This window comes from Clostridium beijerinckii HUN142, assembly GCF_000621745.1.
In the GTDB taxonomy this organism is placed as follows: domain Bacteria; phylum Bacillota; class Clostridia; order Clostridiales; family Clostridiaceae; genus Clostridium; species Clostridium beijerinckii_A.
Window position 1 is genome coordinate 1 of record NZ_JHXK01000020.1, and the last position, 15,585, is coordinate 15,585.

Below are 15,585 nucleotides of genomic sequence, written 5' to 3' on the forward strand. Positions count from 1 at the left end.
AAAAAAGTGTATGTTTTACTGGATAATGCTAAATTTCACACTTCTAGAATAATGCAGGACTTCGCTGACGCGCATAGCGAAGAATTGTTTTTAATAAATACTCCTAGATATTCTCCAGTTCTAAATCCACAGGAAAATATCTGGAATAAGTTGAAAAATTGTATTTTTACTACTAGTGCTTTTATATCTATTGATGAGCTTTTTGAATCGATAAATTCAATATATATCCATTTAAATGAAGATTTTAACATGGTTAAGTCATTAGTCTATGCTAGAAATTACTATGAATAAGTTTAATTCTTAAGTTGGATATCTATATAAATATCCAAATTTGAAACTAGACTTATGTTGTAACTTACCGAAATCATAAATGTTTCGTTCCGAAAAGCCTTGATGTTAACTTTTTTCATTTTTACCTTTGTTCCTTTTTTAAAATATTTAATTAAACCTTCGAAAAAATGCTTATTGTTAACAAGGTTTATTTAAAAGAAGGTTTAAATTTTACAAGTTTATTTGAAAATACAATTCATATATTATAAAATATTTTTTGAGGTGTTATGATGAAGAAAACTATTAATGTTGTAGCTGCAATTATAAAAAATGAGAACGAAGAAATATTATGCGCTCTACGCTCTCCTATTATGAAATCGCCAAATCTTTGGGAGTTCCCAGGTGGTAAAATAGAGGCTAACGAAACTCCAAAAGAAGCTATTGAAAGAGAAATCTTTGAAGAATTGAATTGTAAAGTGCGATATATTAATATACATAATGAAAATAGGCATGAATACGATGATTTTATTGTAAATTTGATAACCACTAACTGCGAATTAGTAAATAGCTATCCTAAAGCTAATGAACATGCAGCTTTATTATGGCTGAAACCAGAAAGCCTGCTTTCTTTGAAGTGGGCTCCTGCAGATATTCCTGCTGTACTTGAAATAATAAAAAATCATGCTATTATTTAGCATGATTTTTTTACACTATAAGATATATTAATTTAAACTAATTGATTTGTTCATTAATTTGAAAATTTTCTATACAGATAAGACACTATCTTAAAATTTTCACTTTATAAATAACTATTAAGATTTATTTGTTCTTTGAACTCATCTAATCCTACTCTGTCTATGTAATCTCCTAATCTTTCTCTGTTAGTTGCATTTTCCCTATATACTTCAATAACTTTCTCTATTAAATCATATACCTTTTCTTCTGATACAGAAAGTGCTATTCTATCTGCTATTCTTGGTCTAGCTCCACCTTTTCCGCCAACATAGAACATCCATCCTTTTCCGCTTCCTATTAATCCTATATCTTTAAATGCACTATCTGCACAGCTATGAGGACAACCACTTACTCCCATTTTTAATTTATTAGGTAATTCTTTTCCATGATATAAGCTGTCCAATTTTGAACCAACTGCTACTGAATTTTGAAGACCTCTTTTACAAAAAGTAGTTCCTGGACATACTTTTATACTTCTTACACATAGACCTACTGCTGCACCTGGGTCCATCCCTAGATCATCCCAAGCGTTATCTAAATCTTCTTCTTTTAATCCAACTAATGCAATTCTTTGAGCTCCTGTAACTTTAATAGCTGCTGCATTATATTTTTCAGCTACATCTGCAATATTTCTTAAAATCTCTGGAGTTACAAGTCCAGCAGTTAAATGTGGAGCAATTGCATATGTTTCCTTATCCCTTTGTAATATTGCTCCTTTTTCTAATAAATCAGTTTTCATCGCGTATCTCTCCTAATTCTAATTCTCAAAATAGAGTATTAATGTTATATAATAATTTCTATTAGTTATTGTATCATATTTATAATCCAACCTCTAGCAAAAACATGATATTCGAAATATTCTGAACATATATAGAATATATAATATATGGTATATATTTAGATTAAATTCTATTCATTAGATGCCAATATTTATGTACTTTAAGTCGTATTTTAAGTTATTTTAAAACAAAATATCGATTGACAAATTTAATTTTATACAATATAATTTGTTCATAGTAAATATTGCATAAAGGTTAATTATATTGGAGGAATAGATTATGAGAATTTTAGCATTGGAATTTTATAAAAATGGAAGAATGAAAGAATCTTTTGCATTTGGAGGATCACTTGAAAAAGAAAAAATTAATATAAACAAAGATTACCCTGCAAGCCTGCAAAATTATTTAATAGATACTGGAAAAGAGGTTATTCTAGTAGACACAGGTTTACCAGTTGAGACTCCTGATTTTGAAGATAAACCTGATCAAGCCTTATATATGGGTGAAAAAATTGCTAATTTTAAAGAAGCACTAAAAAATGTAGGTTATGCTCCAGAAGATGTTAGCAAAGTAGTTTTAACTCATAAACATCCCGATCACGCTGGTGAACTTAGAATGTTTGATCATGCAAAGATTTATATATCAAAAATAGAGCTTGAAGCTATGAATATTGTAGGCGACAATTTAGTTGAAGTTAATTTTACTGATGGACATTATAAAAACTTTGATAAAAGTCAAATTATAAGTAAAAATATTTATATGCTCCCAGCTTATGGACATACTACTGGAAATTCATTAATTGTTGTTTATGATGACGGTATTCACTACATGATTCATGGCGATGTAACTTACACTGACGAAGCTTTAAGGCAAAACCAATTATCTGTTGTTTTTGAAGATAAAGGACAAGCAATTGAAACATTAAATAAAGTCAGAACTTTTATAAAAGAAAATGATACAGTTTATTTATCAACTCACACTCCTGAAGGTGTAGCCTCTCTTAAAAATAAAACTATAATGAAAGTATAATAAGTCTTAAAGTAACACTTAAACTTGAAAGGATTGAATAAAATGAATAATACAATAGAAAATATAAAAAATCATAGATCAATTAGACAATATCTAGATAAAGATATTTCAGATGAAATCATAGATGAGATCATAAAAGCAGCCCAAGCTATGCCTAATTCAATAAATGGTCAGCAAACAACTGTCATAGCTATAAGAGATAAGGCAAAAAAAGAAAAACTTGCAGAACTTGTTGGAAATCAGGAATATGTGGCTAAAGCACCAGTCTTTTTAGTTTTCGTAATGGATTTTTATAGAACTTACTTAGCTGGAGAAAAAACTGGTTCTAAGCAAATAATTCATGAAGACATTGAAGGCGCTCTAGTTGGTGCTGTAGATAGTGGAATTACTTTAGGTGCAGCAATAATTGCAGCTGAATCTCTTGGGCTTGGAACTGTTCCAATTGGTGGAATAAGAAAAAATCCAGAAGAAGTTATAGAACTCTTAGATTTGCCTAAATATACATTCCCACTTGTAGGCCTTGCAATAGGATATCCTTCAGATGAATCACACACTAAGCCAAGAATTCCTTTTGAAAGCTTTAGACATAAAGATACCTATAGTAAAAAAGTCGTTGAAAATTCTATTGATAGCTATGATGAAGAAATGGAATCTTACTTAAAAGGCATCGGCAGATATGATAAAGAAAAAAATTGGAGTACTTTAACTTCAAGTATCTATCAAAATATATATTATCCAAAAGTAAAGGATGCAATGAAGAAACAAGGATTTACCCCTGAAAAATAACTCTCTATAAATTATGTGTTTTGAAATTAGCTGTTTAGATAATAGTTTTTTTCATATATATTTCCCTAATAAATAAAGAGTACCAATCATATTCCCCTTATGATTGGTACTCTCTTTGCATTTTTTAATGTTGCTTTGCAGCTTAATGATTAATAAGTCTTTCCCATATATTATCCAATTATTCAAATCTTAATTCTTAATATTTCTTCCTTATTTAGTTTTAAGTATTTTTTCAGTTAAATTTCAAAGGAAAGAATATTCAAAATATTTAGAATATGATATAATAAGATAAAAATATATAGAGGTGGTATGCTTTATGGAGAAATATGGAGATCATGAAATAATTGTAATACAGAATAATGAAAATCAATACCCATATAAGGCAATTGCAAAAATAGGTGATAATGAGATAAAGCATAAGGGACAGAGTCAGTCCGAAGCAATTGATTTAGTTAAGCAAAGCATTAATAAGTTAAAATCCAAAAATATAATCTAACTGTAGTATAAGTGAATTTAAATGAATAAAAACTGTTATATTTAAAATATTAGGTACCCAATCTACATAAAAACCCTCGACTATTGTCGGGGGTTTTTACCTTAGAAATAAGAAAATAGACTTCTTTATTACCTCTTCATAAGGATTACTCACTCTCTCAACTTTAAAACTACCCTTTAAACAATCTACTACATATCCTGTTCAAGATTCTATTAAGGTACAGGTAAAATATTATTTTTAAATTCATAAAGATACTCTTGTTTATTCTTATATATCAACTTTACTTACGGTACGTAGTCTACCTTTGATAGGTGTTTTTTGTAACTGCTGGAACACCCACTCTCCTTTATTATTTAATATTTCTACAAAGGTAGATATATCAACTATATTGATGATTCCTATATCGTCCTTTGTCATACCTTCAATATTGCAAAGTGTGCCTACAATATCTACCGCCCTCATCTTTGTTTTCTTACCTGCGTTAATATGTAATTTCATAATCTCTTTACTAAGCTTCGCACCTTTTGTTTCTTTAATTTCAGGTCTTGTATTCATTTTTAAATCAAATTCTTCTTTAAGATTATTTACATTTTCCACTTTAGGTCTTTCCTTCAAAAGAATCTCTTTACCTATATATTCATGTATATCATTTAAAAACTTACTTTCATTTTGTGTTACAAAAGTAATTGCTCTACCCATCTTGCCTGCACGTCCAGTTCTTCCTATCCTATGAACATAGCTTTCTTTGTCTTCTGGTATATCATAATTAATTACATGGGTGATATTATCTATATCTATCCCTCTAGCTGCAACATCTGTAGCTATTAGATATCTAAAATAACCCAGCCTAAAATTATTCATTACCCTTAATCTATCACTTTGTTCCATTCCACCATGTATTTTTCTGCAATCATACTGGAGCTTTGCTAGCTCCTTATAAACTTCATCAACCTTTTGTTTTGTATTGCAGAATATCATGCAGCTATCTGGATTTTCTATTATAGTTATATCTCTTAAAAGTTCTATTTTATCCAATTCATTTACGTTATATCTTTCTTGATATATATTATCTACAGATTTATTTTGCTCCTCAATTTCAATATGTATAGGATCTCTCATATATTTATTGCATAAAGTCTCTATGTCTTTTGGCATTGTGGCTGATAATAACATGGTCACACGTTCTTTTGATAAGCTTTTTATTATTGTTTCTATTTGCTCTACAAATCCCATATTAAGCATTTCATCAGCTTCATCTATTATAAGATACTTTATTTTTGATGTATCAAATGTACCTCTTTCTATATGGTCTATAATACGACCAGGTGTCCCAACTACTATATGTGTTTTTTGTTTAAGTTCCTTTTCTTGATCATAGAAAGGGGACTTTCCATAAATTGCAGCTACTTTAATTCTTTTAAATCTACCTATATTAAAAATATCTTCTTTGACTTGAATAGCAAGTTCTCTTGTTGGCGTAATCACTAATGCTTGAGGTTTATTTTCTTCCCAATCCACTAATTGGCAAATAGGAATAGCATATGATGCAGTCTTACCACTTCCTGTTTTAGACTTTACTACTATATCCTTTTCTTCTAACGCAATCGGTATAACCTGTTCCTGAACTTTTGTTAACTCCTTGAAATTCAACATACTAATTGCTTTTAATAACTCATTGGATAACTTATAATCATTAAAATTTGCTTTTATCATTTGATCATCTCTTTTCCATGTTTTTTACTATTATTGCTACAAATATACATTTTTATCCGATATTTTCTCTTTATCATTACAATCATATACCTATATGCATACTAACCTTTTCATTATATCATACCCATGTATTTCTACTATTCATTTAATGATCCCTCCCTATAAAAGCGTAATTTTATATTTATAAAATAATTATTATGACATAGTAGAAACTGAACTTTTCTCGTAATAAAATTGTTTGTTTTTTCCCATATAATAACATACCCAATTATTAAACAAATTAATATTATTCATTATTAAGTTCGAACTATTCTATTTGGAAATCAATGCTACCAATTAATCACAATATATTTTGTAATTATATAATTATGCATTTAAGATAAATCCGATAAAATTTAAACTAGATTTTCAAAATATTCAATTGCTGTTAATTCCCCAAACATATTGACAGGATCGTTTAGACTAGTTATAATCAATTCGAAGGTTATCGAATCTTGATATTATAAGTTTGGAGTTGTAAAATGGACACTAATAAAGCAGCAAAAATATTTAAGGCACTATCAAATCCCAATAGACTCGAACTATATTTAAAAATAGCTGAGGCTAATGAATCTAGTTTTGAAACTAAAGGTGAATGTTTTGTATATGACATGATCAATTCTTTAAGTATTGGTGCTCCTACTATTTCACATCATATTAAAGAATTAGTGAATGCGGATTTGATTAGTACAGAAAAAAAAGGTAAATTTTTAATATGCAAGGTTAATGAAGAATTAATCGAAGAAGTTAGCAAACTAATATCATTTCAACGTGGATAATTTGTAGCATATTTTAAACAGCTCAAATTATTATAGCTTAGATAATGGTAGAATATTTTTTAACACATAGGAATAAACATAGCTTATCCCTATGTTTAAAATCCTCTTATAATTCGATTATTATCAAATTATTGAAATATCGAAGCTTTCGAAACATATAAATTATATATGAATTTGCCGCATTAAATATAGTTTTCTATTAATATTATATTGCTGGCAATACAAATTAATGGAGGTTTATTATGAAAATATTTTATTTTACTGGAACCGGAAACAGTTTAGCTGTTGCTAAAAGCTTTGGAGGAGAACTCTACTCAATACCAAAAGTCTTAAAAAGTAATGAATTAAATTTTGAAGATGAAAAAATAGGAATAGTATTCCCCGTTTATGGCTTTGCAGCCCCTAAGATTGTACAGGAATTTATAGAAAAAGCTACCCTAAAAAGTCCTTATATTTTTACTATTTTGACATATGGAAATAAGACTGGTGGCAGCATTAAATGGTTTGTAGATTTTGCTAAAAAGAATAATATAAATGTTCAATATGCTGACAGTCTGCTTATGATTGATAACTACCTTCCAGTCTTTGATATTGAAAAACAAAAATTAAAACCTAATAATATAAACGAAAATTTAAATCGCTTGGTAAATGATGTTTCTGAAAATAAGCAATATGTTAATAGTGGTACTTACCTTGATTCAATTGCAACAAACTCTATTCAGGGCTTAATTAAAATATTTCCAAATTTTAATTCAGTTAAAAACTTTTCTGTTCAAAATAACTGTAATGGTTGTGGAACATGCGCAAAAGTATGCTCTAGAGACAATATCGCAATTAATAAGGATGCTGGTAAATCAAAACTAATTTACGGTGATAATTGTGAATTTTGTCTTGCCTGCATAAACCTTTGCCCACAAAAGGCCATAAAATTGAAAAGAGAACGTAATCCAAATGCAAGATTTATTAATGAAAATGTAACTTTAAAAGAAATTATTGAAGCAAATAATTAATCTAATTTATCCTCAAGTTTAGATTCAGGCTGGCCATTTATTGGCCACCTTTCCTAATTTACCATTGTCAAACGTCCACTAAACCTGCATCTGGGATCAGGTTCAGTCATTTTTCCTTCATAGTTAACTTGTAAAAATTTTTCCTTAACAAGGACAGGCGTAAAAGGCAAAGTGTAATTGATATCAGACATTTTTATAAACTCACTTATCAAGTCATCTTTTATAAAGAACATCATGTGGTCTAAATCGACAGAATCCACTTAGCCACATATTCTAAGACTGAGTTATCCAACGTTTTGGGAATATTGTATTCTTCTAATATTCGCACTATTGTACCATATATCGCTTTCATAAACATATGGTTTAATCCAGGGTAGAGTTTGCATGTGGCGTTGTTGTGGTCTTTTAATATCTGTTGGTACTGGTTGAAATCTTTCTCAATCGAAACCTGAACGTCTTTATCACCATGCAAAACTAAAAGTGGCTTATCAGTTTTTATAAGAAACTCTTTAATTGGGTGCTGCTTCATTTCCTTTAGATACCATGCATAGAGGGAACCAACCAATGGGGTCTGTTTTGCTGTCTCTTCAGACATGTTGGCGATAGAATTAAGCTTGTCTTTAAGTTCTTGTATCTGCTGTGATGCCATTTCATACTGAGATTCGTCAAGCTGTTTCAAGACATCTTCATTCTGGTCAATGATAACTTCTTCCAGGGTTCGAAATGTACCAGCAAGAATTACTCGTCCTGCAAAATCACCGCCCTCAGCATCGATTCTGGGAGCGAGCATCCCACCTTAACTGTGACCAATCATAAATACGCTGTTAGCATCTATACGCGGGTCTGTCTTTAACATATGGGAAGCAAATAGAACATCATGAATAACCTCTTCTTCAACGGTTAAACTGCCACCAAGTTCTCGAATAATCTGCTTGCCATATTTGTAGGTGCGTTTATCGTATCTTAGTGATGCAATCCCTTTTTGGGCAAGACCGTCGGCGAAGTATCGAAACAGTTTATTAGCTCCAATTGTTTCGTCTTTATCCACGGGACCTGAACCATGCACAAATACAACCGCTGGAACTTTTTCTGTTTGTGTATCTGGCAGCGTCAAAATTCCCTCCAATGGATAAGCTGTGTTAGCTTGAATCGTAATTTGTTCTATCATACTTGAACCTCCTCTAATCACAATAAGAATAATTGGGTTTATTGTTCTATGTGATTTTATTGTCTAATTTCTATTATGAATATCACTCTTTGCCATATTCCTTCTCTAGGTTCTTATAGTCTCCCTAGTTGAGGCTCTGATTATTCCTCCTGAAAAAAGGCTTATATTAATTGTTATCTATAATATTAATCCTATCAGATACTATCTTACTTTGCATAAAATTATGATTGTTTGCTTATTTGATTTAATTCACTTGCAAATTCTCTCATTTTTCCTATAAATATTTTAAAATTTATTTTTCGTGCCATGTATATTCAAAACAAAACTACACATGCTAATATCATAAGGAACATAACAGTCGAGCAAAGATTTATATATGCTCTTGATATAAGGGTGTATATAAGTCGAACAAAGATTTTATAATGGTTATAACATATAGTTGTTATAATAGTCGGCGATAAGATTTTATTTGGTGGGGAAAAGTTTTATTATAGTTGATTTATATCTATTATAATAGTACTCCAACTTATTATATAAGGTCGAGTTAACATTATTCAATGTGTTGAATTGATTTAATATGGCCGTGAGGTTATATTAAGTTGAATAAATATGTTGTGTGGTGGAGCGAACCATGGTAATTGGTTGTGATTTATTGTATTATAGTCGAAAGATTATAATATGATGATAAGCTATCTTTTATTGTGCTAGTGAAGATTGTTATGCTCTTTAAAAAACCGTATTTAGTATACATCTATGCTAAATACGGTTTTTTAATCTTGATTCTACTAAATTAAGACACTATTAAGAAAATGATAAGTTAATTCATCAGCATATTTGAATCTGTTATTTTCTTTTATGTACTAAAATATATTATTAAATTTTTAGCAGTTCATAATTTCAAAAGTTAAAAATAAACATCTGAAAATTCTATTCTTATGCGTTCATCCTTATTTTTAATATTTCTATTATATATCGTATTTTCCTTAGCTACTGCTCCAGCTGGAAGCATCACAGTAAACTTGCTTCCTTTTCCATATTCACTTTCAACATTTATACTACCACCATGTAATATAGCAATAGATTTAACTAGACTCAATCCAATACCAGTACCTTCCGCATTTCTAGATAAAGATTTATCAGCTTGTTCAAATCTATCAAATATAATATCCATTTTTTTCTCTTCAATACCAATCCCATTATCCTCTACTGATATTTCAACCCATTCATTCATATCCTTGACATTTACAAATATTTCACCATTATCATTTGAAAATTTTGTGGCATTGGAAATAAGGTTTAGCATTATTCTCTCGATTTTTTCTGGATCACACGCAATAATCTTTTCTTCTGTATCCGTGTCAAAAATAATATTTAAGCCTTTAATTTTAATAAAACTGGTTACTGACATTACTATTTCTTCTACGACATTAACTATATTCACATTTAACAGGTTAAGTTGAAAAAATCCTGCTTCAATTTTTGATGTGTCCACTATATTGTTAATAAGCTTTGATAACCTATAGGTATTTAGCCTTATTGATTTAACATGTCTTATAAGTGTATCCTTTTTATTTATTATTGAATCATCCATATAATACATTTCTAATAACTGAGCCGTTGCCGAAATTACATTTAATGGAGTTTTAAGTTCATGAGATATATTAACTAATAACTCTTCCTGTGATTTTAATGTCTTTTCCATGATTTTATTCGCCTTTATTTCAGCAGTAACATCCATCTCTAATAATTTATTTTGTTCTTCTAGCATTTTTTCTAATTTTTTTCTTTCTGTAATATCCCTACCAAATCCTGATACAGATACCAAATCCCCATTTTCATTATATGTAGGAACTAAAAAATCCTCTATCCAAACATAATGTCCATCTTTATGTTTAAATCTTGCACAAAAAGCTTTGGAAAAATCCGAGTTCTTATCTACTTTAGATTTTTGTATATGAATATCATCAGGATGAATAATTTCAAATGGCAAATTAGCATTAGTATAATGTATTTCTAAATCATATCCTAAAACCTCTTCAATGGAGGAAGTGAGATATATAAATTTGAACTCAGGTAGAATTTGAAATGCAAAGAAAATGTCCTTGGTTTTTTCACACGTTTTAATTAGCTGATTATATCTCTCTTCAATGTGAAGGTATTTACTTATATCTATAAGAGATAGGTATGCTCCAACTATTTTAGATACGCCATTAAAAACAGGTTTAGAGACAACCTCGAAACGTAACTGATTACCATCTTTCTTTAAAACTAAAGTCTCAAAACTTTCACGTGATAATAAATCATCAAATCTATAACCTAAAAATTTATCAATATTAGTATTTAGTATTTCATTTTGCATAAATCCTAAAATTCTATAACAGTTTTTAGAAATAGATTTAATTACTCCATCTGTATTCACTTTAATAAGTAACTCTCTCTTTATTTCAAAATTATCTAAATCAATATCTAAGTTCATTTTTTCTATTCTCCTAACAATATATATACTGGATTCAAAAGCTAGTATTAAACATTGAAGAGGCTTAATTTTGATACCCTTCATATATTTACATAATTCCTCACTAAAAAATAATTATAACATATAATCACAAAGACATCTTAAGTTTTTGTTTTTACTTTGATTACAGATGAAATTTTTTAAACAAATACATTTAGCAGTTATAAATATATAATTTATGGACCTTAGCGTTTGTAGCAGAGACTTTACGAATGACTTGCTAATAACTTAATCTCCAAATTAAAAAAGAGCCTTGTTACAGGCTCAATATTAATATTTACTTTATTACTTATTTGAATTTTTTTCATAGATATATAGCCTAAGCTTTTAACTTTTCTGCACTTTCTTTTGTTTGTGTAACCTGTTCTAATACTTCATTGGATTTATGACTAATTTCTGAAACTTTATTTGCTATATCTACCGTTCCACTTGCTCCTTCGCTCGTTGCTTCTGCTACCCCATCTATAGTTTTTAAAATATCATTAATTGATGCTAAAAGTTCCTCTGATGTTGAACTAAAGTCCATAACAAGGTCATCTACAAATTTTGCATCTTCACTATACTTTCCTACTACTTCAAGCATATTACTATAGTCTCTCTTTACATCTTTAGACACAAACTCTAAAAGATTATTTGAATTATATGAAAGATCGTTAACTGCTTCTCTAACCTTATTTGTTACTTTCTGTATTTCTGATACAGTATCTTTTGACTGTTCTGCAAGTTTTCTTACCTCTTCTGCAACTACAGAAAATCCACGCCCTGCTTCTCCAGCTCTTGCTGCTTCTATCGCTGCATTTAATGCCAATAGGTTTGTCTGTTCTGTTATCTGCATGATTGAATCAGATAGTACATTAATTTCTTCAACTACTTTTGACTTTTCTAAAGCTTTTTCAAGTCCGTCTTTTGTATTTACAAATGTGTTATGAGCTATCATTTGAGACTTTTCAATATCTTCTTTAGTTTGTTGTGCTCTTTTATTTATTTCTCCTGCTTGAATCGCTCCATCTTGTGATTTTTCAGCTATTGATTGTACTGCCTTACCTATTTCTTGAGAAGTTGCTGAAGTTTCTTCTGCTGAAGCAGAGGTTTCCTCAATAGTTGCTGAAAGTTCCTGCGTAGTTGCTGAAACATCCTCTATATTTCCATTAAGAATTTTAACTTCGTTATTTACTGTGTTAACCACCTCTTCTATTTTATCTGATTCTTCTACAATATTTTTAATTAAGGATTTTAAGCTTACATGTATATTATCTAAAGCCTTTGCCATTGTTCCTATTTCATCTTTTCTCTTTTTAAATTCTACAGGCACTTCACTTGTAAAATCGCCACTTGATAGTATGTCCAAATAATTAACCGAAATATCTAAAGGTTTAACTATATTTTTTGTGATAATCTTAGACATCAAGTATCCTACTATAATAGAAACAGCTATAGATATAAGAAAGATTATTGTTATCTTTTTATAATTCTTATTGTCTAAATCATTAATCTCATCGGCTTCTTCTACACTATGAAGCGCTAACTCTTTTAAACTTGCTTGAAAATTGTTGGCCACAGTTTTAATATCCTCATTCTTTTCTAATGCTTCCTTTTGCTTTCCCTCTAAAGCAAGTTTTAATATTTCATCCATTCCTTCTCTATATTTTGACAAATCGTTTTCTATCGTTGTAATTATATCTTCTTCATACGTATCTAACTCTACTTTTTTATAGTTTTGAAAGTTAGCATCAAATGTTTTCCTTCTTTGTTCAATATCTTTCATTTTTTCATTTTGTTTGTCTTTATCATCTGGATATAATATTATGTAATACATATCTGCTTCAATTGCCCTTGCCTGATTTCTATTATCATTTAACCAGTTAATTGCATTTAATTTATTATTATACATTGATTCCATATTATCATTGCTTATTTTTAGCTCAATGTAACCGAAAATACCAACAAATACTGTAAAAATCAATAGTATTGAACTTAATAATTGTAATTTACTTTTTATTTTGATATTACTTAATTTCAAAATAAAATCACCTCCAAATTCATTTTCGTTATTTTATACCATTACTCTTTGCAAAAATATTATTGTACTGTTTCATTGCCAAATTCGACATAAAAATGTATATTGCTATATTCTTATTATATATTAAATATATTTCTTTATTAAATTATATCCCATAATAAATAAGCATTATATTGTTTAAAAACTACTTTAAATCAAATCACCCCGAATCTATCCTATTCCATAATGCAAATAAAAAATGAGTTTATCAAAATTTGACAATAATCTCGCACTTTAAACCTATTTTCCCATAATATTCTTTTGCTTATAATTATAGCACATTTTTTCTGATTTTATATTAGAATTTAATATAAAACAAAAAAAGCTTAAAGTTGATTAATTTTCACTTTAAACTTTTGATTTATTGTATTATTTTAATGTTTAAAATCCATTCTTTTAACAAAGACTATAAAATATAATTATTGCAAAAAGGAGGAATTTCTCATGGCTAAAGTTACTGGCGTAGTTAAATGGTTTGATACAGAAAGAGGCTATGGATTTATATCTTGTGACAAAGGAGATGATGTTTTTGTACATCATTCCCAAATTAAAGATAAAGGGCCTGATAAAGATCTGCATGAAGATGAAAGTGTTACCTTCGACATTGAAAGTGGCGAAAAGGGACCTATGGCTATAAATGTTCAAAAATTATAATATAAGATTCTAGATATATGGATCAAATAAATTCTATCATTTACTTTGTTGAATTCATTTGATCCGTTTTCTCTTAATAATTCCATCCACTCAAAATCTTTGTTCTCCCAAACGGGGACTGTTAACGCCCTAGATCGTAACGTCATGAGTTAATATTTCTCCTGATTTTTTATGGCTCCTCTAATAGGCATTTCGAAAGCTAAATGTATTATTTGAATCTTCAGGTGCTATTACTATTCGATTTCTACCTTGACTTTTAGCTTTATAAAGAGCAACGTCTGCTGATTTAAACGAAGTATCAAAGGACTTGGAAAAATTATCTTTTAATAAAGAAATTCCAAAGCTTGCAGTTATTTGTATTTGGAATTTATCAGTTACGATTACTTTATTCTGAATTTCTTGTCTAATATTTTCAGCTAATACACAGGCTTCATTAATTGAAGTTTCAAAAAGAAATATTAGGAATTCTTCACCACCCCAGCGAGTAGCTAAATCTGTAGTTTTTATATGTTTTATTATAATATTACTTATTTCTTTAAGTACCGTATCTCCAACAGAATGACCGAATTTATCATTTACATGTTTAAAATGATCCACATCTATCAAAATAAGAGATGCGACTTTTTTAGACTTACCAATTATTCTCATTTTTTCAGAAACATGATTACTAAAACTCCTACGATTTAAGAGTTCTGTCAATGAATCATGACTTGATATGTAGTTCAATTTTGTATTAATCTCTCTTAGAATTATGTTTTGAGCTATTTTCTCATAATTAGAATTATAAACTCCTGTTGAAATTATAATAATTGCTAAAAAGAAAATAAAACCATTTATAATGTTAGTAACTAACAAATTAATATCATTCTGAAATATTACCAATCCACTTAAATAAGCTAAGAATGGAATAGAATACACAGCTAAATTTAAGGGAGCTCTCAACATTATAATACTACTAAATATAATAAGGTTAGCAATAAATACACTACTTACATTCCCAGGCTTAGCTTGATCTAAAGCACTAATTATAGCCATAGAGCTTAAAATTAATATAGTTAAAGTTGGAATTAATAACTTATTCATAAGTCTAAATTTATTTTTACTATATTTAGTTAATAGTTTTATAAGAATAATTCCAACAAAAGAAACAATCACATTGAGTGAATGTAAAATAAAATATTTACTATCATTCCAAATTACATTTGAAGAATGGTTTATTAAGTAAGGGATATCATTAAATAATATGAATAAAATTTCAACTATTATAAATATAATAAGAATTAACTTCATTCTTTCAAGATTAGTTACATTAATATCATTGATAACAGTAGCCTTTTGATCTTCTGTAAGGTTTAAATCTAGCTTTTTCAAAAAATATAATTTATTCATGGAATAGTTCTCCTAATAGATTTTAAGATAATTATGAAGTATTTTTCGATATATATTTATAAGAAATTACTTATAATAACATTTTACCACAAAAAAGCCAAATAGAACATATTAAGCCAAGACACATGAGACCATGGTACCATTTGTGAATCCCCATATTCTCC

General features: G+C 28.8%; 15 protein-coding genes. 8 read left to right on the plus strand and 7 right to left on the minus strand.

The window, feature by feature from the left end:
- Together T483_RS0110485 and T483_RS0110490 are read left to right on the plus strand one after the other, a co-directional pair.
- Positions 1–291 (plus strand): transposase (locus T483_RS0110485; RefSeq protein WP_026886814.1); only part of this gene is annotated, 291 nt, incomplete at its 5' end.
- 269 nt (positions 292–560) lie between these two features.
- Positions 561–965, plus strand: a complete 405-nt coding sequence (locus tag T483_RS0110490) for a (deoxy)nucleoside triphosphate pyrophosphohydrolase (protein WP_026886815.1) — start codon at positions 561–563, stop codon at positions 963–965.
- 104 nt (positions 966–1,069) lie between these two features.
- Here T483_RS0110490 and T483_RS0110495 read toward each other — a convergent pair whose 3' ends face one another.
- On the minus strand, positions 1,070–1,744 hold the full coding sequence (locus T483_RS0110495) for an NAD(P)/FAD-dependent oxidoreductase (RefSeq protein ID WP_012058982.1): 675 nt from the start codon (positions 1,742–1,744) through the stop codon (positions 1,070–1,072).
- Positions 1,745–2,063: 319 nt separating this feature from the next.
- Here T483_RS0110495 and T483_RS0110500 point away from each other — a divergent pair, with 319 nt between their 5' ends.
- The 3 genes from T483_RS0110500 to T483_RS0110510 all read left to right on the plus strand — a co-directional run bounded on the left by T483_RS0110500 (position 2,064) and on the right by T483_RS0110510 (position 4,095).
- A complete protein-coding gene (locus T483_RS0110500) occupies positions 2,064–2,813 on the plus strand; it encodes an MBL fold metallo-hydrolase (RefSeq protein WP_026886816.1) in 750 nt (249 codons plus the stop codon).
- A 42-nt stretch (positions 2,814–2,855) separates the two neighbouring features.
- Positions 2,856–3,599 carry an NADPH-dependent oxidoreductase gene (locus tag T483_RS0110505; protein ID WP_026886817.1) on the plus strand — a complete coding sequence of 248 codons (744 nt, stop codon included), beginning with the start codon at positions 2,856–2,858 and terminating at the stop codon, positions 3,597–3,599.
- Between the two features lie 316 nt (positions 3,600–3,915).
- Entirely contained in the window at positions 3,916–4,095 is a 180-nt protein-coding gene (locus T483_RS0110510) for a hypothetical protein (RefSeq protein WP_026886818.1), read from the plus strand.
- A 267-nt stretch (positions 4,096–4,362) separates the two neighbouring features.
- On the opposite strand, the gene T483_RS0110515 is transcribed toward T483_RS0110510, so the two are convergent.
- Positions 4,363–5,808: a DEAD/DEAH box helicase gene (locus tag T483_RS0110515; RefSeq protein WP_026886819.1), complete on the minus strand. Its 1,446-nt coding sequence runs from the start codon at positions 5,806–5,808 to the stop codon at positions 4,363–4,365.
- Positions 5,809–6,329: 521 nt separating this feature from the next.
- Here T483_RS0110515 and T483_RS0110520 point away from each other — a divergent pair.
- Positions 6,330–6,626, plus strand: coding sequence for an ArsR/SmtB family transcription factor (locus tag T483_RS0110520; RefSeq protein WP_026886820.1), 297 nt, complete (start codon positions 6,330–6,332; stop codon positions 6,624–6,626).
- 242 nt (positions 6,627–6,868) lie between these two features.
- Complete coding sequence (locus tag T483_RS0110525) at positions 6,869–7,636, plus strand: EFR1 family ferrodoxin (protein ID WP_026886821.1); 768 nt, start codon at positions 6,869–6,871, stop codon at positions 7,634–7,636.
- Between the two features lie 241 nt (positions 7,637–7,877).
- On the opposite strand, the gene T483_RS32105 is transcribed toward T483_RS0110525, so the two are convergent.
- The 4 genes from T483_RS32105 to T483_RS0110545 all read right to left on the minus strand — a co-directional run bounded on the left by T483_RS32105 (position 7,878) and on the right by T483_RS0110545 (position 13,339).
- Positions 7,878–8,426, minus strand: a complete 549-nt coding sequence (locus tag T483_RS32105; protein ID WP_242841834.1) for a hypothetical protein — start codon at positions 8,424–8,426, stop codon at positions 7,878–7,880.
- Positions 8,427–8,432: 6 nt separating this feature from the next.
- On the minus strand, positions 8,433–8,804 hold the full coding sequence (locus tag T483_RS32110) for an alpha/beta hydrolase family protein (RefSeq protein WP_242841835.1): 372 nt from the start codon (positions 8,802–8,804) through the stop codon (positions 8,433–8,435).
- A gap of 904 nt (positions 8,805–9,708) precedes the next feature.
- Positions 9,709–11,280: a PAS domain-containing sensor histidine kinase gene (locus T483_RS0110540; protein WP_026886823.1), complete on the minus strand. Its 1,572-nt coding sequence runs from the start codon at positions 11,278–11,280 to the stop codon at positions 9,709–9,711.
- A gap of 358 nt (positions 11,281–11,638) precedes the next feature.
- Entirely contained in the window at positions 11,639–13,339 is a 1,701-nt protein-coding gene (locus T483_RS0110545; RefSeq protein ID WP_026886824.1) for a methyl-accepting chemotaxis protein, read from the minus strand.
- A 483-nt stretch (positions 13,340–13,822) separates the two neighbouring features.
- On the opposite strand from T483_RS0110545, the gene T483_RS0110550 reads away from it, so the two are divergent.
- Positions 13,823–14,032, plus strand: a complete 210-nt coding sequence (locus T483_RS0110550) for a cold-shock protein (protein WP_026886825.1) — start codon at positions 13,823–13,825, stop codon at positions 14,030–14,032.
- 180 nt (positions 14,033–14,212) lie between these two features.
- On the opposite strand, the gene T483_RS28935 is transcribed toward T483_RS0110550, so the two are convergent.
- Positions 14,213–15,421: a GGDEF domain-containing protein gene (locus tag T483_RS28935; protein ID WP_051560329.1), complete on the minus strand. Its 1,209-nt coding sequence runs from the start codon at positions 15,419–15,421 to the stop codon at positions 14,213–14,215.
- Positions 15,422–15,585 lie beyond the last annotated feature (164 nt).

Excerpts from the sequence above, each read along its gene's own strand:
- T483_RS0110510 (WP_026886818.1), top strand. The coding sequence starts at position 3,916 with ATGGAGAAATATGGAGATCATGAAATAATTGTAATACAGAATAATGAA.
- T483_RS0110500 (WP_026886816.1), top strand. The coding sequence starts at position 2,064 with ATGAGAATTTTAGCATTGGAATTTTATAAAAATGGAAGAATGAAAGAA.
- T483_RS0110550 (WP_026886825.1), top strand. The coding sequence starts at position 13,823 with ATGGCTAAAGTTACTGGCGTAGTTAAATGGTTTGATACAGAAAGAGGC.
- T483_RS0110490 (WP_026886815.1), top strand. The coding sequence starts at position 561 with ATGAAGAAAACTATTAATGTTGTAGCTGCAATTATAAAAAATGAGAAC.
- T483_RS32110 (WP_242841835.1), bottom strand. The coding sequence starts at position 8,804 with ATGATAGAACAAATTACGATTCAAGCTAACACAGCTTATCCATTGGAG.
- T483_RS0110515 (WP_026886819.1), bottom strand. The coding sequence starts at position 5,808 with ATGATAAAAGCAAATTTTAATGATTATAAGTTATCCAATGAGTTATTA.
- T483_RS0110525 (WP_026886821.1), top strand. The coding sequence starts at position 6,869 with ATGAAAATATTTTATTTTACTGGAACCGGAAACAGTTTAGCTGTTGCT.
- T483_RS0110540 (WP_026886823.1), bottom strand. The coding sequence starts at position 11,280 with ATGAACTTAGATATTGATTTAGATAATTTTGAAATAAAGAGAGAGTTA.
- T483_RS0110520 (WP_026886820.1), top strand. The coding sequence starts at position 6,330 with ATGGACACTAATAAAGCAGCAAAAATATTTAAGGCACTATCAAATCCC.
- T483_RS32105 (WP_242841834.1), bottom strand. The coding sequence starts at position 8,426 with ATGCTCGCTCCCAGAATCGATGCTGAGGGCGGTGATTTTGCAGGACGA.
- T483_RS0110495 (WP_012058982.1), bottom strand. The coding sequence starts at position 1,744 with ATGAAAACTGATTTATTAGAAAAAGGAGCAATATTACAAAGGGATAAG.
- T483_RS28935 (WP_051560329.1), bottom strand. The coding sequence starts at position 15,421 with ATGAATAAATTATATTTTTTGAAAAAGCTAGATTTAAACCTTACAGAA.
- T483_RS0110505 (WP_026886817.1), top strand. The coding sequence starts at position 2,856 with ATGAATAATACAATAGAAAATATAAAAAATCATAGATCAATTAGACAA.